Origin of the sequence: Deefgea piscis (assembly GCF_013284055.1) — a bacterium.
Lineage (GTDB): Bacteria > Pseudomonadota > Gammaproteobacteria > Burkholderiales > Chitinibacteraceae > Deefgea > Deefgea piscis.
The window spans coordinates 1,017,815-1,037,686 of sequence record NZ_CP054143.1 but is presented as its reverse complement, the minus strand read 5'-3'; the positions used below and the strand labels follow the sequence as shown (position 1 = coordinate 1,037,686).

The 19,872-nt window shown below is 53.3% G+C and carries 10 protein-coding genes; 7 read left to right on the top strand and 3 right to left on the bottom strand.

Annotated elements, in window-relative coordinates; genetic code table 11:
• Positions 1-4 precede the first annotated feature (4 nt).
• The 7 genes from kdsB to HQN60_RS04985 all read left to right on the top strand — a co-directional run bounded on the left by kdsB (position 5) and on the right by HQN60_RS04985 (position 9,459).
• On the top strand, positions 5-1,279 hold the full coding sequence (gene kdsB / locus HQN60_RS05015; protein WP_173532628.1) for a 3-deoxy-manno-octulosonate cytidylyltransferase: 1,275 nt from the start codon (positions 5-7) through the stop codon (positions 1,277-1,279).
• Positions 1,280-1,304: 25 nt separating this feature from the next.
• Positions 1,305-2,258 carry a KpsF/GutQ family sugar-phosphate isomerase gene (locus tag HQN60_RS05010; protein ID WP_173532627.1) on the top strand — a complete coding sequence of 318 codons (954 nt, stop codon included), beginning with the start codon at positions 1,305-1,307 and terminating at the stop codon, positions 2,256-2,258.
• 23 nt (positions 2,259-2,281) lie between these two features.
• The gene (locus HQN60_RS05005; protein ID WP_173532626.1) at positions 2,282-4,279 is read left to right on the top strand and encodes a capsule polysaccharide biogenesis protein; all 1,998 of its coding nucleotides are present in this window, start codon (positions 2,282-2,284) and stop codon (positions 4,277-4,279) included.
• A 71-nt stretch (positions 4,280-4,350) separates the two neighbouring features.
• The gene (locus tag HQN60_RS05000; protein ID WP_173532625.1) at positions 4,351-5,283 is read left to right on the top strand and encodes a hypothetical protein; all 933 of its coding nucleotides are present in this window, start codon (positions 4,351-4,353) and stop codon (positions 5,281-5,283) included.
• A gap of 274 nt (positions 5,284-5,557) precedes the next feature.
• Positions 5,558-6,868 (top strand): capsule polysaccharide biogenesis protein, encoded by a 1,311-nt coding sequence (locus HQN60_RS04995; protein WP_173532624.1) that lies wholly within the window; start codon positions 5,558-5,560, stop codon positions 6,866-6,868.
• A 172-nt stretch (positions 6,869-7,040) separates the two neighbouring features.
• Positions 7,041-7,805, top strand: a complete 765-nt coding sequence (locus tag HQN60_RS04990) for an SDR family NAD(P)-dependent oxidoreductase (RefSeq protein ID WP_173532623.1) — start codon at positions 7,041-7,043, stop codon at positions 7,803-7,805.
• A complete protein-coding gene (locus tag HQN60_RS04985) occupies positions 7,798-9,459 on the top strand; it encodes an LTA synthase family protein (protein WP_173532622.1) in 1,662 nt (553 codons plus the stop codon). The genes HQN60_RS04990 and HQN60_RS04985 overlap by 8 nt, the downstream gene beginning before the upstream one ends.
• 69 nt (positions 9,460-9,528) lie before the next feature.
• Here the strand turns inward: HQN60_RS04985 and HQN60_RS04980 are convergent, their stop codons facing one another.
• From HQN60_RS04980 to HQN60_RS04970, 3 genes are read right to left on the bottom strand one after another with little or no spacing between them, the layout of a single operon-like run.
• On the bottom strand, positions 9,529-10,353 hold the full coding sequence (locus HQN60_RS04980) for a 2-oxo acid dehydrogenase subunit E2 (protein WP_173532621.1): 825 nt from the start codon (positions 10,351-10,353) through the stop codon (positions 9,529-9,531).
• Positions 10,354-11,664 (bottom strand): aminotransferase class I/II-fold pyridoxal phosphate-dependent enzyme, encoded by a 1,311-nt coding sequence (locus tag HQN60_RS04975; RefSeq protein ID WP_173532620.1) that lies wholly within the window; start codon positions 11,662-11,664, stop codon positions 10,354-10,356.
• Positions 11,661-19,130, bottom strand: a complete 7,470-nt coding sequence (locus tag HQN60_RS04970) for a type I polyketide synthase (protein ID WP_173532619.1) — start codon at positions 19,128-19,130, stop codon at positions 11,661-11,663. The genes HQN60_RS04975 and HQN60_RS04970 overlap by 4 nt, the downstream gene beginning before the upstream one ends.
• Positions 19,131-19,872 lie beyond the last annotated feature (742 nt).

Below are 19,872 nucleotides of genomic sequence, written 5' to 3'. Positions count from 1 at the left end.
GCAAATGCAGACGGCTTTAATTGTGATTCCTGCCCGCTATGGCTCTACGCGTTTACCGGGTAAACCGCTGGCTGATTTAGTGGGCAAGCCCATGATTCAGCATGTTTACGAGCGGGCAATGCAAGTGCCCGGTGTGGCTGGCGTGGTGGTGGCGACGGATGATGCGCGAGTGATGGCGGCAGTGCAGCAATTTGGCGGCCAAGCCATGCTCACGTCGAGCGAGCATGTTTCGGGTACAGATCGTTTGGTTGAAGTGATGGCGGCTTTTCCTGCGGATATTTATCTGAATGTGCAAGGCGACGAGCCTTTGGTGCGGCCCGATGATTTGGCGGCTTTGTTGGCGCTGATGCAATCGGATGCGACTGCGGCGGTGGGCTCACTTTGCCATGCGATTGATGCCGATGAAGCGCTGAATCCAAACGCAGTTAAGGTGGTGATGGGTAATCAAGGCGAGGCTTTGTATTTTAGCCGTTCGCCGATTCCTTATCCGCGTGATGCCCAGAGCGCACGCTATTTTAAGCACGTTGGCGTGTATGCGTATCGGGCGGCAGTGTTGGCGGCGTATCAGCAAATGCCGGTACCGATGCTGGAGCAAACCGAGTCTTTGGAGCAATTACGCTTACTGACTGCGGGCTTCTCGATTCGTATGTTGCAAGTCGAACCAACCGGGCCGGGGGTTGATACCCCGGCGTGTTTGGAGCGGGTGCGCGCGATGATGTTGGGCCTACCCGAGGTGGCCGTTAATCCATTGGCGGCAGTGCGCTTGGTGATTAGCGATGTGGATGGCGTGCTAACGGATGGCGGCATTTATTACGATGCAACGGGTGAATGCCTTAAGCGGTTTCATGTGCGTGATGGTTTGGGTATTCGCATGCTGGAAGAAAACGGCGTGCGGGTGGCGCTATTGTCTGGGCGTGATTCGCCAACTTTGCGTAAGCGAGCCGCCGATTTGGGCGTGAGTTTGGCGGCGTATGGCGTTAAAGACAAAGCCAAGGCTTGCTTCGAACTCATGGCGCAAGCTGGCGTTACTGCGGCGCAAACGGCGTGCTTGGGTGATGACAGCATTGATTTACCGGCGTTTGCTAGCTGCGGTTTGTCGTTTGCGGTGGCCGATGCGCCAAGCTATGTGCAGCAGCGGGCTAGCGAAGTGTTGCAAACGGCGGGTGGTCATGGTGCTTTTCGCGAGTTGGCAGATCGGATTTTATTAGCGCAAGGCAAGGCGGCTGTTTTTAATAGTGCCGATGGTTTTATGCAGCACATTGTGAATGTGGCGCAGTGATCTTAAGCAATAGGAATACAAAATAATGAACGATTCAGTCAATGTACTTACGCTGGCTCGGCAAGTGGTGGCAGCAGAAGTCTCCGAGTTAGAAAAAATGGCCGAACGATTGGACCATCATTTTAGCGTGGCAACCGAGATGATTTGCGCAGCCACTGGCCGTGTAGTGGTCGTTGGCATGGGTAAATCGGGGATTATTGGTAAAAAAATCGCCGCTACCTTGGCATCAACGGGTACGACGGCGTTTTTTGTTCATCCGGGTGAGGCATTTCATGGCGATTTAGGCATGATTCGCCCGACGGATGTGGTGATTATGATTTCCAATAGCGGCGAAACCGAAGAGCTGCTGCGGATTTTGCCGTTTTTGCAGTATCAACAAAATCAAATTATTGCGATGACTGGCGGCGTGAATTCAACGTTGGCCAAGCATGCACATGCCGTGCTCGATGTGGGTGTTGAGAGCGAGGCTTGCAATAACAATCTTGCGCCTACGTCGTCGACGACGGCGGCGTTGGTGATGGGCGATGCGCTGGCGGTGGCTTTATCGACGATGAAGCGGTTTAAAGTTGAAGACTTTGCCCGCTTTCACCCCGGTGGTAGCTTGGGCCGCCGTTTGCTAACGCGGGTGGCCGATGTGATGCATAAAACCAATTTGCCGATTTGCTCACCGAATACGGCAATGCGCGATGCGGTGCATACCTTGTCGGCTGGGCGTTTGGGTATGGCTTTGGTGATGGATGCAGGCAAATTAATTGGGGTGATTACCGATGGTGATGTTCGCCGTGCTTTTGGTGCTTATCCCGACCTAAATGCTTTGGTGGTGAGCCAAATCATGAGCAAAAATCCACGGGTGATTGGCCAGAATGAAACTTTTGCATTTGCCGAAGAATACATGCAGTCGAAAAAACTCAGCACTTTGGTGGTGATGGATTCTGATGAGCAGGTGGTGGGTATTTTGCAAATTTATGATTTTGTTTAATTGCTTTAGCTGGATTGGCTTTCTTGAATAATCATTCTGGATTTTTGGTTTTTTCCAAAAAAATTCGTCAGCTCTTGGCTAAATCGGCGTTTTTTTCGCAGCCGATTTATTCGCCAGAGCAAATTGCTGCGGATGCTTCGTTGGTGGTGACGGCGGTGTTGGGTTGGGGCTTGCGGCCGACGACTCGGCAGGCGCGCGAGTATGCCGCGCAGCATGGCTTGCCGTATTGGGCGCTTGAGGATGGTTTTTTGCGCTCGGTGGGCATGGGGCAGGGCGTGCCACCGTTGTCGATTGTGGTGGATGATGTTGGGATTTATTACGATGCGCGGCGGCCTTCGCGTTTAGAGCAGTTGATTGCGATGCCTTTGGCGGATGATCAAGCGGCGCGGGCCAAAGCTTTGGTGCAGGCTTGGCGCTCGGCCAAAACGTCTAAATACAATCATCAACGCATGACTGCGGCTGATTTTGCTCAGCCATTTGTGTTGGTGGTGGATCAAACCTATGGCGATGCGGCGATTCAGTATGGCAGCGGCTCGGCGGCGCATTTTGATGCGATGTTGGCGGCGGCTCTGGCCGAAAATCCAGCGCAGCAGGTGGTGGTTAAAATCCATCCCGAGGTGATGTCTGGCCGCAAGCGCGGGCATTTTGATTTGGCGGTGTTGCAGGCTAATCCACGGATTTTGGTGTTGGCCGATGATATTCATCCGGCGGATTTATTGCCTTTGGCGGCGCGGGTGTATGTGGTGACCTCGCAAATGGGTTTTGATGCCTTGCTGTGGGGTATTCCGGTTCGTTGCTTTGGTATGCCTTTCTACGCAGGGTGGGGGTTGACTCAGGATGAGATACCCCAGATTAGCCGGCGTAGTCATGTGAGTTTATTGCAGTTGGTTCATGCCGCTTTGGTGGCGTATCCCCGATATATCGATCCAGAGACTGGCCAGTTGTGCGAGGTGGAGCGCGTTTTGGCGCATTTGGCTTTGCAGCGGCGCTGCCGTGCGCGCTTGCCCGAATCTTTGGTGGCGTATGGTTTTTCGCGCTGGAAGCAGCCGATTGTGCAGCGCTTTTGCCAAGGTAGTTCGGTGTCGATGTGGCGCTGGTTTTCGCGGCAACCGGCGGCAGATACGGCGATTGTGGCGTGGGGCAAAAAGCACGATGCCCAGTTGGCCGATTTGCCTAATCCGATTATCCGTATTGAGGATGGCTTTTTGCGCTCGGTGGGCTTGGGCGCGCATTTGATTGCGCCAATGTCTTGGGTGTTTGATCGCAGCGGGATTTATTTTGATGCCACTCAGCCGTCTGATTTAGAGCATTTATTGCAAACGGCAACGCTAGACCGCGCTTTACAGTTGCGCGCCAAGGCATTGCGCCAGCGCATCGTTGCGGCGGGGCTGACTAAATACAATGTGGGGCAAAGCCAAGGTTGGCAGCGGCCTCAAGCTGAGCGGGTGCTATTGGTGGCTGGGCAGGTTGAGGGGGATGCGTCGATTCGGTTTGGCGCGGGCGAGGTGTGCAGCAATATGGGTTTGTTGCAGGCGGTGCGCGCGGCCAATCCTGATGCGTATGTGGTGTATAAGCCGCATCCCGATGTGTTGGCGGGTTTGCGCGCGCAAGGTTTGGATGAGCATGCGGCCGAGCAATGGTGCGATGAGGTGGTTGAGCATATTGCGGTAACAGATTTATTTGCACAGGTGGATGCGGTGCATGTGATTACGTCGCTGACGGGTTTTGAGGCTTTGCTGCGGCAGGTGCCGGTGGTGGTGTGGGGTATGCCGTTTTATGCCGGTTGGGGGCTAACGGATGACAAGATGCAGTGCTCACGGCGCACTACTCGGCGCAATTTGGATGAGCTGGTGGCGGCGGCGTTGATTTTATATCCGAGCTATATCAGCCGGATTACCGGGCAATATACGTCGCCCGAGCAAGTGCTCAATGAATTGATGGCGTGGCGTGATACGCCAGCGGCTAGGCCGCGCTGGTGGCATAAGATTCGGCGGCAATTAATGGGGTTGGCGCAATTTTGAATCTAAAAGCTAGGGGTATTGCCTACGGGCGGCGCTGGTTTGAGCAGTGCAAGTCAATACTGCGTAACAGTATGCCGATTTATCATAAATCCAAGCAATTGTGGGCTTTGATACGGCAGCCAGAAACGACGGCGCTGAGGAATCAAAAACAAAAACTGCGCCGTGAGTTGTTGTTTTTATTAGAGCCAGAGCAGTTTCATTTCGCCAATTTTGCCCAATTTAGCCAAGCGATTATTCCGCATGGTCGATTTAGCGTGGCAATGGATGGTTTGCGCTTTGATTGCATGTTTGCACCGCAAAAAGGCGAGCATTTGTTTGTGGTGTTGTCGGGTTTGCGTACGCCCAATCGGCACCCGATTCCCAAGTTTGATCGGCTGACGTTTACGCATTTATTCCCCGGTAGCGTTTTGTATATTTCTGATCCTTGCCATTATTTGCCCGCCGGGCCGCAAACGGCGTGGTATTTGGGCACGGAGTCGATTGATGGCCTGAATGGTTTAACGCAAATTACCCAGCATGTGGCGCAATCATTGGGTTTGAGCTCAAAGCAGGTGATTAGTTATGGCTCGTCGGCGGGGGGCTTTGCGGCGATGCAATTGGCGGCGCGCTTAAAAAACGCTACCGCCGTGGCGATTAATACCCAAACGCATTTGTGGCAAATTCAGCCGGCGCGTTTGTTTACCAATTTTGTTGAAAAATGTTTTCCGAATAAAAATAATCCCAGCGTTTTGGCGCAGGGCGATCCGCAATTTAATGCGATTGTGGCGATTGAATCCAGCCCCGATATGCGCTGTTTGTATGTGCAAAACACGCAGGATTTTTTTCATTTTAAGCAGTATTTTGTGCCGCTTTGCGCGCATTTTAAGTTGGACGCCAGTTTGGCGCGCGACCGCGCCGGGCCGATTGAATCGTTGGTGTATGAGCACGAATCCGGCCACGGCGGCGAGCCCCGAGAAATCGCCCCCGACATCATCCGCCGCGCCATGGCCTTGGCCGATGAGTAGGGAGTGGGTGGGGAGTGGGGCTAGGTTGGGGAGTGGGGAGTTGGTGAGTGTAGGGTGGAATAAGCGAAGCGCATTCCACCACCAACCGCACCACTAACCGCATCACTACCCGCACCGTTCCCCCCGCATTCTTTGTTCGCTCGCATTCCCCCCGCCGTTCACCGATTGGGCGGCGTTGCTCGGTGAGGGCATGGGGGTGCGCTGGTTTTGGTGGAATGCGCTTTGCTTATTCCACCCTACGTAAACTGTATGTGTTGGCTTGTTTTAGGATCGAATGAATAAAAAAGTATTTCTTTTATTGCAGGGTATTTGTTCGCCATTTTTTAGAGAATTGGCGCAGCAATTGCGTGCGGCTGGGCATAAGGTTTATAAGCTTAATTTTAATGCCGGTGATGATTTGTATTGGCGCATGCCTGCTTGGCATTACCGTGGTGATGTGAATGGTTTAAGCGATTATTTGGCGCAAAAATATCAGCAGTTTTCCATTAGCGATATTGTGGTGTTTGGTGATTGTCGGCCGGTGCATATACCGGCGATTGCTTTGGCCAAGCAGCTGGGTATTGAGGTGCATGCTTTTGAAGAAGGTTATTTCCGCCCGCATTGGATTACCTTAGAGCGCGGTGGGGTGAATGCTAATTCAATGTTGCCGCGTGATGCCGATTGGTATTGGCAAGTGGGGCAAGATTTATTGGCACAGCATTCATTTGAATATCAAATGTTTAAAACCAAATTCAAAGTCAGATCGGCGCATGATGTGGCTTATCATTTGGCGGGCTGCTGGAATCCAATTTTGTATCCGGGTTATCAAACGCATGCGCCGGTGATTGCGCCGATTGAATATGCCGGATTTTTGCGGCGTAATGTATTGGCCAAAATAAATAAAAAAACCGAATCGGCCAAAATAGCGCAATTATTGCATTCGACTACGCCGTTTTATTTAATGCCATTGCAGCTTAATAGTGATGCACAAATTCGCCAGCATTCGCAATTTGAGCATATGCAGCAGTTTATTTTGCATGTGATGCAATCGTTTGCCCGCCATGCGCCTAGCGATAGTTTGTTGGTGATTAAAAACCATCCTTTAGATTATGGTTTAGAAAATTACGCTGAATTTATTGCCCAAGCCGCAGCGCAATTCGATATCGCCCAGCGCATGGTGTATTTAGAGGGCGGGGTGATTAATTATTTAATTGAGCGCGCTAGCGGCATGGTGACGGTCAATAGTACGGCGGGTAGTTTGGCGATTGAATTGGGCTGCCCAACCATTACGTTGAGCAATCCAATTTACAATGTGGCCGGGCTGACTTTTCAGGGGGCGCTGGATGATTTTTGGTGCAATGGCATTGCGCCATCGGCCGAATTATTTGCGCGTTTTCGCGCTACCGTGATGCAGGCCTCGCAAGTGAATGGTGGCTTTTATTGCAATGAAAGCATACAGCTGGCTATGGCCAACAGCAGCGCGCAACTCAGCGCCGAGCGCTCTGCCTTGGCGCAATTAATTGAAAAATATCCTCTTCATACTGTGAAGGAAAACCTTTTGACGCAGAGACGCAGAGAAAGGCCAAATTCGTATTTAAACCGATAGCAATACGACGTTTTAAACCTGTGCTGGTTTTTTGCTCTGCGCCTTTGCGCCTCTGCGTTGGCTTTTTGTTGTTTAGCACTGCAGTGAACCGTATATTCCGCGCTGGTTGCGAACTGCGAAGCTAAACCGCCGTGCCGTAGGCACTTAACACCATCATCTAAACAAAGCTTTTATGTCTGCTCAATCCATTTTAATTACCGGCGCTACTGGCGCGATTGGTGGCGCTTTGGCGCTGGCGTATGCCGCGAGCGGGGTGCGTTTGATTTTGCTCGGCCAGCGCGCAGATCGCTTGGAGGCGGTGGCGCAAGCTTGCCGCGAGCAAGGCGCGAGCGTGTTGCCGGTGGTGCTCGATTGTCGCGATATTGGCGCTTTGCAAGCATGGGCGGCGCGCTGCTTGGTGAACGACGTGCCGGATTTATTGATTGCCAATGCCGGGGTCAATATTAATGTGTCTGATACCGCCGAGGGCGAGTTGTGGGCCGATATGCAGCGCCTATTTGAGGTGAATGTATTGGCCACCTTGGCCTTGGTGAATGCGTTTTTACCGGTGATGCGCCAGCGTGGGTCGGGGCAGATTGCTTTGGTTAGCTCGTTGGCGGCGTATTTTGGCCTGCCGATGACGCCAAGTTATAGCGCCAGTAAGGCGGCGATTAAGGCGTATGGCGAGGGTTTGCGCGCTTTATTGGCTGATGAGGGCATTGCGGTGAATGTGATTATGCCGGGCTATGTCACCTCGCCAATGTGCGAGGCGATGCCTGGGCCCAAGCCTTGGCAGTGGTCGCCTGAGCGCGCGGCGGCGTATATTCAGCGCGGTTTGCAGCGCAATCGGGCGCGGATTAGTTTTCCTTTTCCGCTCAATTGGGGTAGTTGGTGGTTGGCGGTGTTGCCCGCGGCGTTGTCGCAGCGAGTTTTGCGTTGGATCGGTTATCGTGTTTGATGGATTGCTTGCGGGGTGGGGGTTGCTGGCGTCGGCTTGCGCTTGGCCGGTGGCGCTGGGGCTGACCGCCACGGTGTTGATTGAGCGCTTGGCCCAGCCTCGGCCACAGGCGATTTGGCGGCGACCTTGGGCAATGAATGCTTTGCTGGTGTGCGCTTGGGCGGCTTTATTTTGCTTTGAGCTGGCGTTGTTTCAGCGGCCAGCATTTGCGGCGGTGTTGGCAACGGGTTTGTTGCTGCTGCTGGTGCTGATTAGCAATAGCAAGTTTCATAGCTTGCGCGAGCCGTTTATTGTGCAAGATTTTGAATACATCGCCGATGCGATTCGCCATCCGCGCTTGTATCTGCCTTTTTTTGGCGTGGCGAAGGCGCTATTTTGTACCGCGCTATTTTTTGCGCTGCTGTATTTGGGCGTGGCGCTGGAAGATTCGGTGCTCAATTCTGTCAGCTACGCCGTGTATTGGTCGGCGTGGGCGGGCTTGGTGTTGGCGGTTGTATTGGCGGTGCAGTTATTGCGCCGCGCGGTGCCAGCGATGCAGTTTTGCCCAACGCAGGATCAGCAGCAGTTTGGGTTTTTTGCGACTTTATTTGCTTATTATTGGGCCGAGCAACGCCACCCCGAGTTAACGCCACCAGCGTGGCCGCTGCCGCAGCCGAATCAGGGTGTGGTACCGCATTTATTGGTGGTGCAAAGCGAGTCTTTTGTGGATTTTCGCCGTTATTATCCGCAAATTCGCCCGGATATTTTGAGCGAATATGATCGGTTTTGCGCCGAGTCATTGCAGTACGGCCAGCTGGCAGTACCGGCTTGGGGCGCCAATACCGTGCGTAGCGAATTTGCGTTTTTGTCGGGTTTATCGCCGCAGCAATTGGGCGTGCATCAATTTAATCCTTACCGCCGTTTTGCCCGCCAGTATTCGGCATCATTGGCGGCGCAGTTGCGCCAGCAGGGTTATCGCACCGTGTGCATTCACCCGTATGCCGCCAGTTTTTACCACCGCGATGCCTTGTATCCGCAATTGGGTTTTGATGAATTTATCGACATCAGCGCCTTTGCGCCACCGCCCGCTGGCATGCCGTATGTGGATGATTTACAAGTGGCGGCCAAAATGGGTGAGGTGCTAGCGGCAGCGACACAACCGACGTTTATTTTTGTCATCACCATGGAAAATCACGGCCCTTTGCATTTAGAGCAATTGGCGGCGGGCGACGCCGAGCAGGTGTACCACGGCGCAGCGCCCAAAGACGGCGAAGAATTAACCATTTATTTGCGTCACCAAGCCAACGCCAACCGGATGTTGGCGCAACTACGAGCGCAACTCACCGCCTTAGCCAGACCCGCCACCTTGTGTTGGTACGGCGACCATGTGCCGATCTTGCCCAAGGTCTACGCCGCCCACGGTGAGCCCAGCGGCAACACCGATTATTTTATTTGGCAAACCCCACGTAAGACGGGTTATCGTAGGGTGTGCAAATCCAAAGGATTTGCGCACGCGCCAGCATCGCAGGTCTCCACCATTGCCCCGCGTGCGCCAAGGCGCACCCTACAACATCGTTCCGGGTCAAGATCACCATTGCTTGCACAAATGCCGTCGACGTCGTGCATCGCCGCACATCAATTGGCTGGAGACGTTTTACGCCATTTGGCTCGATAAAAATGCCACGGTACGTGGCATGGTGTTCACCACCATCGCTCGGTGCGCCAAGGCGCACCCGACGAAGCATTACGAATCAATGGGTCGTCGGTGACCTTGTTCGAGGTGGGTGACTAGGCGGTTGGCGAAGCGCATGAGGGGGGCGCCGTCGGTGACGTCGTGGTCGGCGCTGAGGTTGAGTTGTATATATTCGCTGCTTTTGAATTGCTCGCCGCTGGCGACGATGCGCTGGCTGGCGCCGCCGATGGATAGCGTTAGGCTTAGTGGCGATATGGGGAGTATCACCGCCGCGCCTTTGGCAAACATGCCGTTCGAGGTAATACCCACAGTGCCGAGCATTTGCTTGCGCGAATAGGGGTCGTAGCGCAGCCACCACCACACTGGTTTTCTAAGCCAGCTTGGTAGCTTAAAAAATGCCAATTCCAAGGCGGTGAGTGGCCCGCCGTTGCCGATTTCGCCGGTTTTGGCTTGGCTTAATTCGGCTTGGATTTGCGTTAGATTTTTGCTGCCGGCATTACGAATGATGTAATGCAAAGGTTGGTAGGATTGGTCGGCGAGTTGCCGCTCGATCATCACGGCGATATCGACTTCTTGAAAAATCACCCGCCGTGTTTTGCCGCGCAAACTCGATTGAATCGCCAAATCTTCATGAACCGCAGAGGCTAAACCTTTGGCAATCCAGCTGGTAAGCGAGATGCCGTGGTCCTTGCGGTATTGCTGCGCGGTGTCGCTGCAAAATTCGCTCACTAGATGGATATTATTTTTGCGCCGACCTTCGCGCAAAATATCCTCGATCAGGTGGCGCTCGACCGGGATTTTTTGCTCGATGGCGGGCGCTTTGGGCGCAAATAGCTCGGTGATCAGCTGCCGAACAATCAGCGAATACTTGGCCATTTATGCGCGTAATGCTGCTTGCAGTGCGTCGAGCGTGGCGTCGATTTGTTGTTCGCTGTGCTCGCAGCTAATAAAAAATCGCAGTCGCGCGGCTTTTTCTGGCACGGCGGGGTACAAAATCGGCTGCACATTCATCCCTTGGGCAAATAGTGCTGCTGACAAGCGCGCGGCTTTCAGCGAGCTGCCAACAATCGCCGGGATAATCGCCAAGCCTGCGCTGTGGCCGGTGTCGATGCCGCGCTGTTTGGCTTGCGCCAAAAAATATTGCCCGCGAGCTTGTAGCGTTTGCACCCGCTGGTTTTCTTGCTGCATACAGTTAAGTGCTGCCAAAGCCGCCGCGGCAACGGGGGCTGGCATGCCCACGCTGTATAAAAAGCCGGGGGCTAAGAATTTTAAATGCTCAATCAACGCCGATTCGCCAGCGATATAGCCGCCGCACGCTGATAGCGTTTTGCTCAGGGTGCCCATCCAGATATCAACGTCTTGCCCAGCCACGCCAAAATGCTCGCGGATGCCCATGCCGGTTGGCCCCATCACGCCAAACGAATGCGCTTCATCGACCATCAGCAAGGCGCGGTGGCGGTTTTTGATTTCGATGAGCTGTGGCAGATCGGGAAAATCCCCGTCCATGCTGTAAATGCCTTCAACCACAATCAATACCCGCTCAAATTGGCGGCGCTGCGTGCTGAGGATTTCATCTAGCGCGGCGTAATTATTGTGGGCAAACGGCAGGCGTTTGGCGCCCGACAGCAAAATGCCTTGCAAGGCGCTGTTGTGAATCAGTTCGTCATGCAGCACCAAGTCTTTGGGGCCAAATAAATGGCCGATGGTGCTGACATTGGTGGCGTGGCCGCTGACAAAAGTTACCGCGTCATCGACGCCATAGGCATCGGCAATGGCGCGCTCAAGTTCACGGTGAATTGGCCGCTCGCCTGAGACCACGCGGCTGGCCGAGACCGAAACGCCATATTGATCAATCGCGTCTTTGGCCGCTTGGTGCACTGCGGGGTGCTGATTTAAATCGAGGTAGTTGTAGCTGGCAAAGTTGATATACGGCTGGCCGTCGATTTGGCTGATTGCGCCAGCGATGCCGTCGTGTTGCTTAAAAAATGGGCTGGCAATGCCCATTTTTTTGGCGCCTTCATTGATGATACGCAGCTGCAAATAGCCCGGATGCAGATGAAAACGATAAAACGCTTCGGGGATATCGTCGCGCGCAGCAGGGCGAGCGATGGGCGCTTCGGCGTTTTTAAGCTTGCGCTCGAGCGCTTGCTGAATCAGCTGGTCTTTCAATTTGCTGGTGATACTCATTGAATAATCCGCGTAGTGCTTTGCTGGCTGATTTGGCTGGCTAAAGCATGTGAATCGGTTTCGCTACTTGCGCCATGCACGGCAGATAAATGCTGCACTTGCGCCAATGTGGCGTCGTCGCTGACGGCTTCGTGGTGTTTAAGCTGCAAAATCAAGCGATCGGCTAGCTTGTTAATCGTTGGGCTTTCGCTCAGCGCCATCACTGGCAGGCGGGTACCAAAACGCTCTTCGAGCGCCACCACCAGTTCAACGCCCATCAGCGAATCTAAACCGATGTCGTATAAAGAGCCGCTGGCGTCGATTTTTTCGGCATTCACGCGCAAAATTTGCGCGACTTCTTGTTTAAGCATGCTGACAAACGTAGCGTGCAGCTCAGTATCGCTTAGCGTGTCGATCAAGCTTTGAATATCGCTGGCTTGATCATTCGCTTGATCATTGCTTTGCATGCGGCGGGCGATGGCGCTAAATTTTGGCGATTTGGCGCTGGGTAAAAAGCGCGCCAAAGCCGGCCAATCAAGCTCTAACACGCTCAAGCCCGAGCTTTGCTCGATCAGCATTTGCTCTAGATAATTGAGTGCTTGATCAGAGCTCAGTGCCTTGCCGCCCATGCGATTTTGTAGCGCATCTTTGATTTTTTCATTGCGCGCCAAAAAGCCTACGTCGTCAATCGCGCCCCAGCACACGCTGGTGGCCGGTAGGCCTTGCGCGCGGCGTTGCTCTGCGAGTGCTTCCATATAATGATTGGCGGCGACATAGCTCGCTTGGCCCGGATTACCAAAAATCGTTGTTGCCGATGAATACAGCACAAAGAAATCCAAATCGAGCGGCGCGCTTAGTTGATGCAAGTAATCGGCGCCGAGCATTTTGGGCGCCAGCACTTTATTGATTTGCGCCGGTTCGGTATTGCGAATTAGCGCGTCATCAATCACCACCGCGGCGTGCACAATGCCTTTGAGCGGCGGCATGGTTTGGCCAAAGTGGGAAAATACTTGAGCCAGTTCGGCCAATTGGGTGACGTCGCAAGCCAGTGGCAACACTTTAACGCCGCGCAAACGCAGCGCGGCAATCGCCGCTTGCGCTTCGGGGGCGCTTGGGCCGCTGCGGCTGATTAACACTAGATTTTTAGCGCCTTTATCAGCTAGCCATTGCGCGGTTTTAAGGCCAAAGCCAGCTAAACCGCCAGTCACCAAATAGCTGCCCTCAGCCGACAATTGCAACGCGGCTGGTTGCGGCGCGGCATGTTGCGCCATCAGGCCATGCGAATAAGTGACGACAATTTTGCCGATTTGTTTGGCCTGCTGCATATGGCGGAAGGCGTCGACAATCTGCTCGGCATCAAACACTTGATACGGCAATGGCGACAATACGCCCTCACTAAACAGCGCCATCACTTCAGTAAACAAACGCTGGGTGAGCGCGGGACGCACTTGCATCATTTGGTCGGCATCAATGCCGAAATAACTGATGTTATTGCGGAATGGCCGTAGGCCAATTTTGCTGTTTTCGTAAAAATCGCGTTTGCCCAATTCCAAGAAACGGCCAAACGGTTTAAGTACCGAGAAATTGCGATTAATTGCTTCACCAGCCAGCGAATTGAGCACCACATCGACGCCTAAATCGGCGGTGTCGCGCAAGATTTCATCGGCGTAGCTGAGCGAGCGCGAATCATAAATATGCTGCACGCCCATTTGTTGCAAGAAGGCGCGTTTTTCATCCGAACCGGCCGTGGCGTAAATTTCTGCGCCTAAGTGCTTGGCCAATTGAATTGCGGCAATACCTACGCCACCGGCGGCACCATGAATTAAGATTTTTTCACCGGGCTCTAAGCGCGCCAGATGCTGCAGCGCGTAGTACACGGTGAAAAACACGCTAGGAATCGTCGCTGCGGCAGCAAATGAAATGCCTGCGGGGATTTTGGCAATGGCGCTGCTTTGGGTGCGTACCCGATTGGCAAAGCTCGATGGGCCAAAACCAACCACTTCATCGCCAACTTGATAACCCACCACGTCGGCGCCCACTTGGCGCACCACACCAGCAAATTCAAGCCCTAAGGTTGGGCCAGCAAAGCCGTTTTCGACTGCTTCATCCGAGAGTAAACCCAGCGCATACATCACATCGCGGAAATTAAGCCCAGTGGCCACAACGTCGATGTCGATTTGATCGGCAGCCAGCGGCGCAGGCGTGGTGGCGGCCCAGCGCAAATTGCGTAATTGGCCGGGGAATTCAAAACCAAGCTGGATGATTTCGCCGTCGTTGGCGGCGGATTTTTCGCTATGCGCCGCTTGAACTAACTGCAGGCGCGGCACAAAGCGCGCGCCATTGGCGTCGATAATGACTTCTTGCTCGGGGCTTTGCGCGGCGATTTCTCGCGCTAATGCGGCGGTCTGAATCGCCGAGTTGTTGTTGGCAAAGTCGATTAAGTGAAACGCCGCATCGCTGGCTTCATTGAGTAAAGTGCGGGCAAAACCCCAAAGCGCACTGTCGGCGCGCTCTGTGGCTGCCGCGGCCGGCGTTAGATCGGTGGCACCTTGGGTGATAATCCAGCAATCAGCGGCGCATTGGCTGTGCTCGACGGCGCTGAGTAATTGCGCCAATTGCCCGCAGCGTTGGGTTTGTTGCGCTAGCACGCTTAAGCTGTCGCTTGCAGGGCGATACCCCGGGTGCAAAATAATATGCCCGCGTTGCGCGCTAAATAATTGGCTGATAACGGCATTGAGCGGCTGCTCGGTGCTGGCCTGATGCAGCTCGGCAGTGATGCCTTGAACGCTCAGTTGTTGCTGCAGTTCAGCCAGCCATGCTTGGTGCGCTGCATCGTCGATTTGCGATGGATCGATAAGGATGAGGCAAGGCGTGATATCGCTGGCCGTGGCCACCATCGGCGCGGGCTGATCTAGAGTCGCGATTTGGAAAAACAAGTCAGTATAGCGATCAGGCGCAGCTTCAATTAGCTCGGCACAGCAATACCCTTGCTGGCTGAGGTGGCTGGCCCAGTATTCGCTCGGGCTTTCCAGTGGCTGAGCGAGATCGGCGCAAATAAAATCCAGCCATTGCGAACGATGACGACCAATCAGTAAGAGCTTGCCTTGTGGTGCCAATTGCGCGCTGGCATAAGCGATGGCGGCTTTGGCGCTGCTGACATCACTAAAGTCCAGACTCACTATCGCCAGATCAACGCCGTGTGGCACGCTGCGCTCGATTTGCTCGATGGCTGGGATTTTCTCGATGCGTAAATCCGGCAGCTGCTGACGCCATTGCGTGAGCTCGGCCAAGGTGTCGTCTGATGGTGTGGCAAACCCATAGTCGCAGTGGGTTAAATCGAGTTGGCTGGCGGCTTCTTGGGCAAAAATCGGTGCGCCTGCGGCGACTTCTAACAGACTCAGGCGTTGGCCAATATCGAGCATCGCTGCGTGCTCGGCGAGTAAATCGGCGATGTGTTTAGCCAGCGCTTGTTGGCGTTGACCACCTAAAGCGGCGCGCCACAGGCTTGGATAATCGCTGGCGGCGAGATGCGGCTGCGCGGCGCTCGGATCAAAGTCGGCTTGATGGCGAATTTTGGCCAAACCAATGGCATGAATGCTGTGGAAATACGCGCTGTATTCGCTGACCAACACTTGCCAAATGGCATTGGCGCTAATGCCGTCGTCGCTATTGGCGCTGCGTTGCCATTGATCACCATGGCGCTCAATCAGCTGATCTTTGGCGGCAATCGCCAAGCAGTTGAGATAGCGCTCAGAATTGTTGGCCGCATCCAGCTCGCCCAGCAGCTCGATATTGCTATGGCTAGCAAGGCTGTCGAGCAGTGGCTCGACTTCGTTTAAATAGCGATTAAACTCGGCTTGCTCGCTTAAGCTGGCAACGTGTTGCTGCAGGCTAGCAGCCAGTGCGTTAACAGGCAGTTGTGGCAATTGCTGCGCCGGTAAAGGTGCGGCTTGGCCGCGATAGTGCAACAGATGCAGGGCATCGTGCTGGGTTTTACGCAGCCGAACGCTGCGAAAGCGCGCTTCTTTAATCGCGACAATCACTTCACCCGCTGCGTCGCAAATAATGAAATCTGCGGTTAAAGAATGCGGCGCACGTTGAATTAATGTGAGCTGGGCCAAAGCCGGTGGATTGCTGTTGCTGGCAAAAGCAATTCGGCCAATTTTGGTGGGCACAAACGCTACGCCAGAGAGCGCCGCCATTTCGTCTTGCAATAGCTGAATAATCAGCTGGAATGTGCAATCGAGTAGCGCAGGGTGCAAGTGATAATCAGCTAGCTCGGCTTGCAGTGCCGTTGGATATTGCAGCTTGGCAGTCACTTGATTGCCGTCGATCCAGCCGTGCTCAACACACAAAAATGCCGCGCCGTAATCTAAGCCTGCCGCTTGGGTGAGGGCTTGATGGCTGGCGCCGTTAAAGTCGACGCAGCGCTGCGGAATTTGAATGTGGCTTTGCGCGAGTAATAGCGCATTGGGTTCGGGCTTAATGCGCGCCTTGGCATGGCTGGTCCATAAGTCTTCACCACAATAGTCCCGCGCACTGATGTGGATTTGTTGCCCGCTAATGACGGTGCGAACCAGCTTGGTAGGGGATTCGGCCAAAATCAGTGGTGCGAGAATTTCTAATTCTTCAATTTCAATCAATGCACTTTGGGTGTGCTGGCTGGCCGCTGCCAGCGCCAGCTCAACATAACCAGTGCCGGGGAAAACCACCGCGTCGCCGACGACATGATCGGCCAGTACGGTGTTTTTGATGGTGTCGAGTTGGTTTTCCCAGCTGCTAGTGTGTTGCTTGAGCGCGTAGCCCAATAGCGGGTGCAGCATGTCGCGGCTCAGTTGCCCTAGCGATTCGGTGCTGCTATTGACCCATAAGCGTTCGCGTTGCCACGGGTAATTGGGCAATTGCATAAATTGCCCGGGCGTTGGAAATTGCGTTGCCCAGTCAATTTCGCAACCACTGGCGATAATGCTGGCCATGGCGCTAAAGACTTTATTTTCGCAATGTTCGGTTTTGCTTAATGTGCCAAGCACTAAACCTTCGCAAGCATTATTTTTTAGTGTTTCTAAAATATATGAGCGCAATACGCTGTGTGGACCGACTTCTAAAAAGACATTGGCGCCAGATTGATTGATCGCGTTAATGGCATTTTCAAATAGCACCGGTTGGCGGATGTTATGCCACCAATATTGGGCATTGAGTTTCTCGCCGCTGAGTAATTCGCCGGTTACGGTGGAATAAAATGCAATGCTATTTAATTGCGGTTTAATGTCGCTGAGCGCGGCAATTAAATCGTTTTCAATTGGATCCATTTTTGCGCTGTGAAATGCGTAATCTAAATCCAAGCGTTTAAAGCGAATGTTTCGCGCGGCAAGTTGCGCTTCGATTTGGCTTAAGGCATTGACTTCACCAGCCAATGTAATCCCCCGCGCGCTATTAATACCCGCAATCGCAATATTGAGGCCGCATTCGGCTAATAGCGCATTCATTTCGCTTTCGCCCATGGCTACGGCGGTCATTTGCCCGCTGCCTTTGGTTTTGCCTTGCATGCGGCTGCGATGATAAATCACTGCGGTGGCGTCTTTGAGCGTTAGTGCGCCAGCGGCCCATGCGGCTGCAACTTCACCGACGCTATGCCCTGTTACGGCCGACGGTGTAATGCCTTGGCTGCGCAGCATTTGCACTAGGGCAACTTGAATTGCAAACAGCGCGGGTTGGGCGATCTCGGTTTGTGCGTAACGATTGTCGCTATCTTGGCCATTGCGGCCGGCGATTTCGTCTTGTAATCCATAGCCGCTGAGCGGCATAAAGTGCGCGTCGACTTCAGCAATGGCTTGTTGAAATACGGCGTTGCTGGCGAGTAAAGATCGGCCCATGCTGGCCCATTGCGAGCCATTGCCAGAGAAAACAAACACCGGCCCTTGCGCCTTGGCGATGGTTTTGCCGCCGAGCACGGGCTCTGATTGCGCAATGACTTGGCTTAAAAATGCGCTGACTTCGCTTGGCGTTTGGCAAAACGCCATCACTTGATGCGGGTGTTGTTCGCGGCGCAGAGTGAGCTGGTAAGCCAGATCATAAACGTTGAAATCGGGCGTTTTGGCCAAGTAGTCATTCAGATTGCTGGCTGCCGCGGGCAAGGCAGCGGCGGAGCGGGCGCTTAAAATAATCGGCAACGCTTGCGCTGGTGCGGCTGACGCGCTGGCCGCGTGCTGTGGTGCGCTTTCTAAAATCACATGGGCATTGGCGCCACCAAAACCAAAGGAATTCACCCCAATCACTAAGCGGCCAGTGGCTTTTAATGGCTGCGCTTGGGTGACAACCTTAAGGTTGAGCTCAGCAAATTTAATTTTTGGATTGAGTTTTTTAATGCCAATCGTCGCTGGCACCATCCGGTATTGCAGGCAATGCAAGGCTTTGACTAAACCCGCGACGCCTGAGGCGGCTTCTAAATGGCCCAGATTACTTTTGACCGAGCCAATTAATAATGGCGATTCGCTGCTGCGGTGCTGGCCAAGCGCGAGGCCAATGGCGCGGGTTTCGATGGGATCGCCCACGGCGGTGCCGGTGCCATGCGCTTCGAGATAATCAATTTCGCTGGCTGCGATGCCGGCTTTAGCATAGGTTTGCTTGAGTAGCTCGGCTTGCGCGGTGCAGCTGGGTACGGTGAGGCCATTTTTTTTGCCATCGGTATTGACGCCCGAATGCGCGACCACGGCAATAATCGGATCGCCATCGGCAAGGGCTAAATCATAATCTTTTAAGACAAAAATCCCGCCGCCTTCTGAGCGCACATAGCCGTCGCCAGCTTCATCAAAGACATTGCAGCGGCCTTTTTTGGACAGCATTGAGGCTTTGGAGAAAATAATAAAGCCATAAGGGTGCAAGTGCAGGCTAATGCCGCCCGCTAAAGCTTGGCTGTTTTCGCCAGAGAGAATCGATTGGCAGGCTTGATGAAAAGCCACCATTGAGGATGAACAGGCGGTATCAATCGCCATGCTCGGGCCACGCAAATCGAGCGCGTAGGAGAGTCGATTGGCGGCGATACTGGCGGTGTTACCCGTGGCAACGGCTGAATCAATCGCGGCCAAATCGTCGGCTAAACGATAGGAATAATCGGCGCTGGCAATGCCAATATACACGCCGCATTGGCTGCCGCGAATCGTTGATGGCTTGATGCCGGCGTTTTCTAATGCTTCCCAACTGAGCTCAAGCAAAATGCGTTGTTGCGGATCCATTTGCGCCGCTTCGCGCGGGGCAATGCCAAAAAAGCCCGCATCAAAACCAGAAATATCGCCAATTGAACCGGCTTTAAAGGTATAGCTGGTGCCTGCGTGGTTTTTATTGGCGTGAAGAAAAGCTTCTTTAGACCAGCGGCCAGCCTCGACTTCGGTAATGAGATGTTCTTCATTGAGAAGATTATCCCAGTAGCTATTACCAGTTGAATTAGGCAGTCTGTGAGAATAACCGATGATGGCAACGCGTTTTGTCATTGAGATTAATTGCTTTTTTGATCTAGTAAGTCTTGGACCACATCTTTAAATATCAATTTCTGAATGAAATAAAATTTAAATCAGTTGAAGTAATTAGCAACAGACGATTGTTTTTCTTGCGGCAATATCGGGGCTATCTGCCCCATGTGGCCGATGCATCAATTAGAAATCGGTGTTTTTAACTACGAATGCTTGAGCGCACAATCCAATCAAATTTGAATGTTGAAAATTGTCATCAAATTTTAACACTGCTTGATGTTTACTTCATGAGTAATTTCATTTTGTCGCGCAGAATGTGACGTAAATCAGGCGAATGAGGGTTTTTTGCTTTTGCGCATTTGAATAGTAACAATTTTAATCGTTGACCTTTATGGCTCGGCGGAGGATTTAATTTGATATTGACTGTTTTAATCGCGAGTTTTTAGCCAATAGCAGGAGGATGCAAGTTTTGTTGTTGCCATGAAATATATGCTGCATCAGCGTGCGGTTGTGGGTTTGCGTGATTGTGTAGGGTGCGCCTTGGCGCACGCGGTTGCGATGGTGGATGGCTTCACGGTCGGCGTGTTCTTGTTTTGCGGTGTATCCGCGTGCGCAAATCCTGCGGATTTGCACACCCTACGGTCATGCGGGTTGGGTGTGCGTGATTGGTAGGGGGCGCTTTTGCGCACGCGGTTGCGATGGTGCGGTGTGCGTAAATCTGGTGGATTTGTACACGATCGATTTTAAATCGAGCTCTTAAATT

Excerpts from the sequence above, each read along its gene's own strand:
- kdsB (WP_173532628.1), top strand. The coding sequence starts at position 5 with ATGCAGACGGCTTTAATTGTGATTCCTGCCCGCTATGGCTCTACGCGT.
- HQN60_RS05010 (WP_173532627.1), top strand. The coding sequence starts at position 1,305 with ATGAACGATTCAGTCAATGTACTTACGCTGGCTCGGCAAGTGGTGGCA.
- HQN60_RS05000 (WP_173532625.1), top strand. The coding sequence starts at position 4,351 with ATGCCGATTTATCATAAATCCAAGCAATTGTGGGCTTTGATACGGCAG.
- HQN60_RS04995 (WP_173532624.1), top strand. The coding sequence starts at position 5,558 with ATGAATAAAAAAGTATTTCTTTTATTGCAGGGTATTTGTTCGCCATTT.
- HQN60_RS04990 (WP_173532623.1), top strand. The coding sequence starts at position 7,041 with ATGTCTGCTCAATCCATTTTAATTACCGGCGCTACTGGCGCGATTGGT.
- HQN60_RS04980 (WP_173532621.1), bottom strand. The coding sequence starts at position 10,353 with ATGGCCAAGTATTCGCTGATTGTTCGGCAGCTGATCACCGAGCTATTT.
- HQN60_RS04975 (WP_173532620.1), bottom strand. The coding sequence starts at position 11,664 with ATGAGTATCACCAGCAAATTGAAAGACCAGCTGATTCAGCAAGCGCTC.
- HQN60_RS04970 (WP_173532619.1), bottom strand. The coding sequence starts at position 19,130 with ATGACAAAACGCGTTGCCATCATCGGTTATTCTCACAGACTGCCTAAT.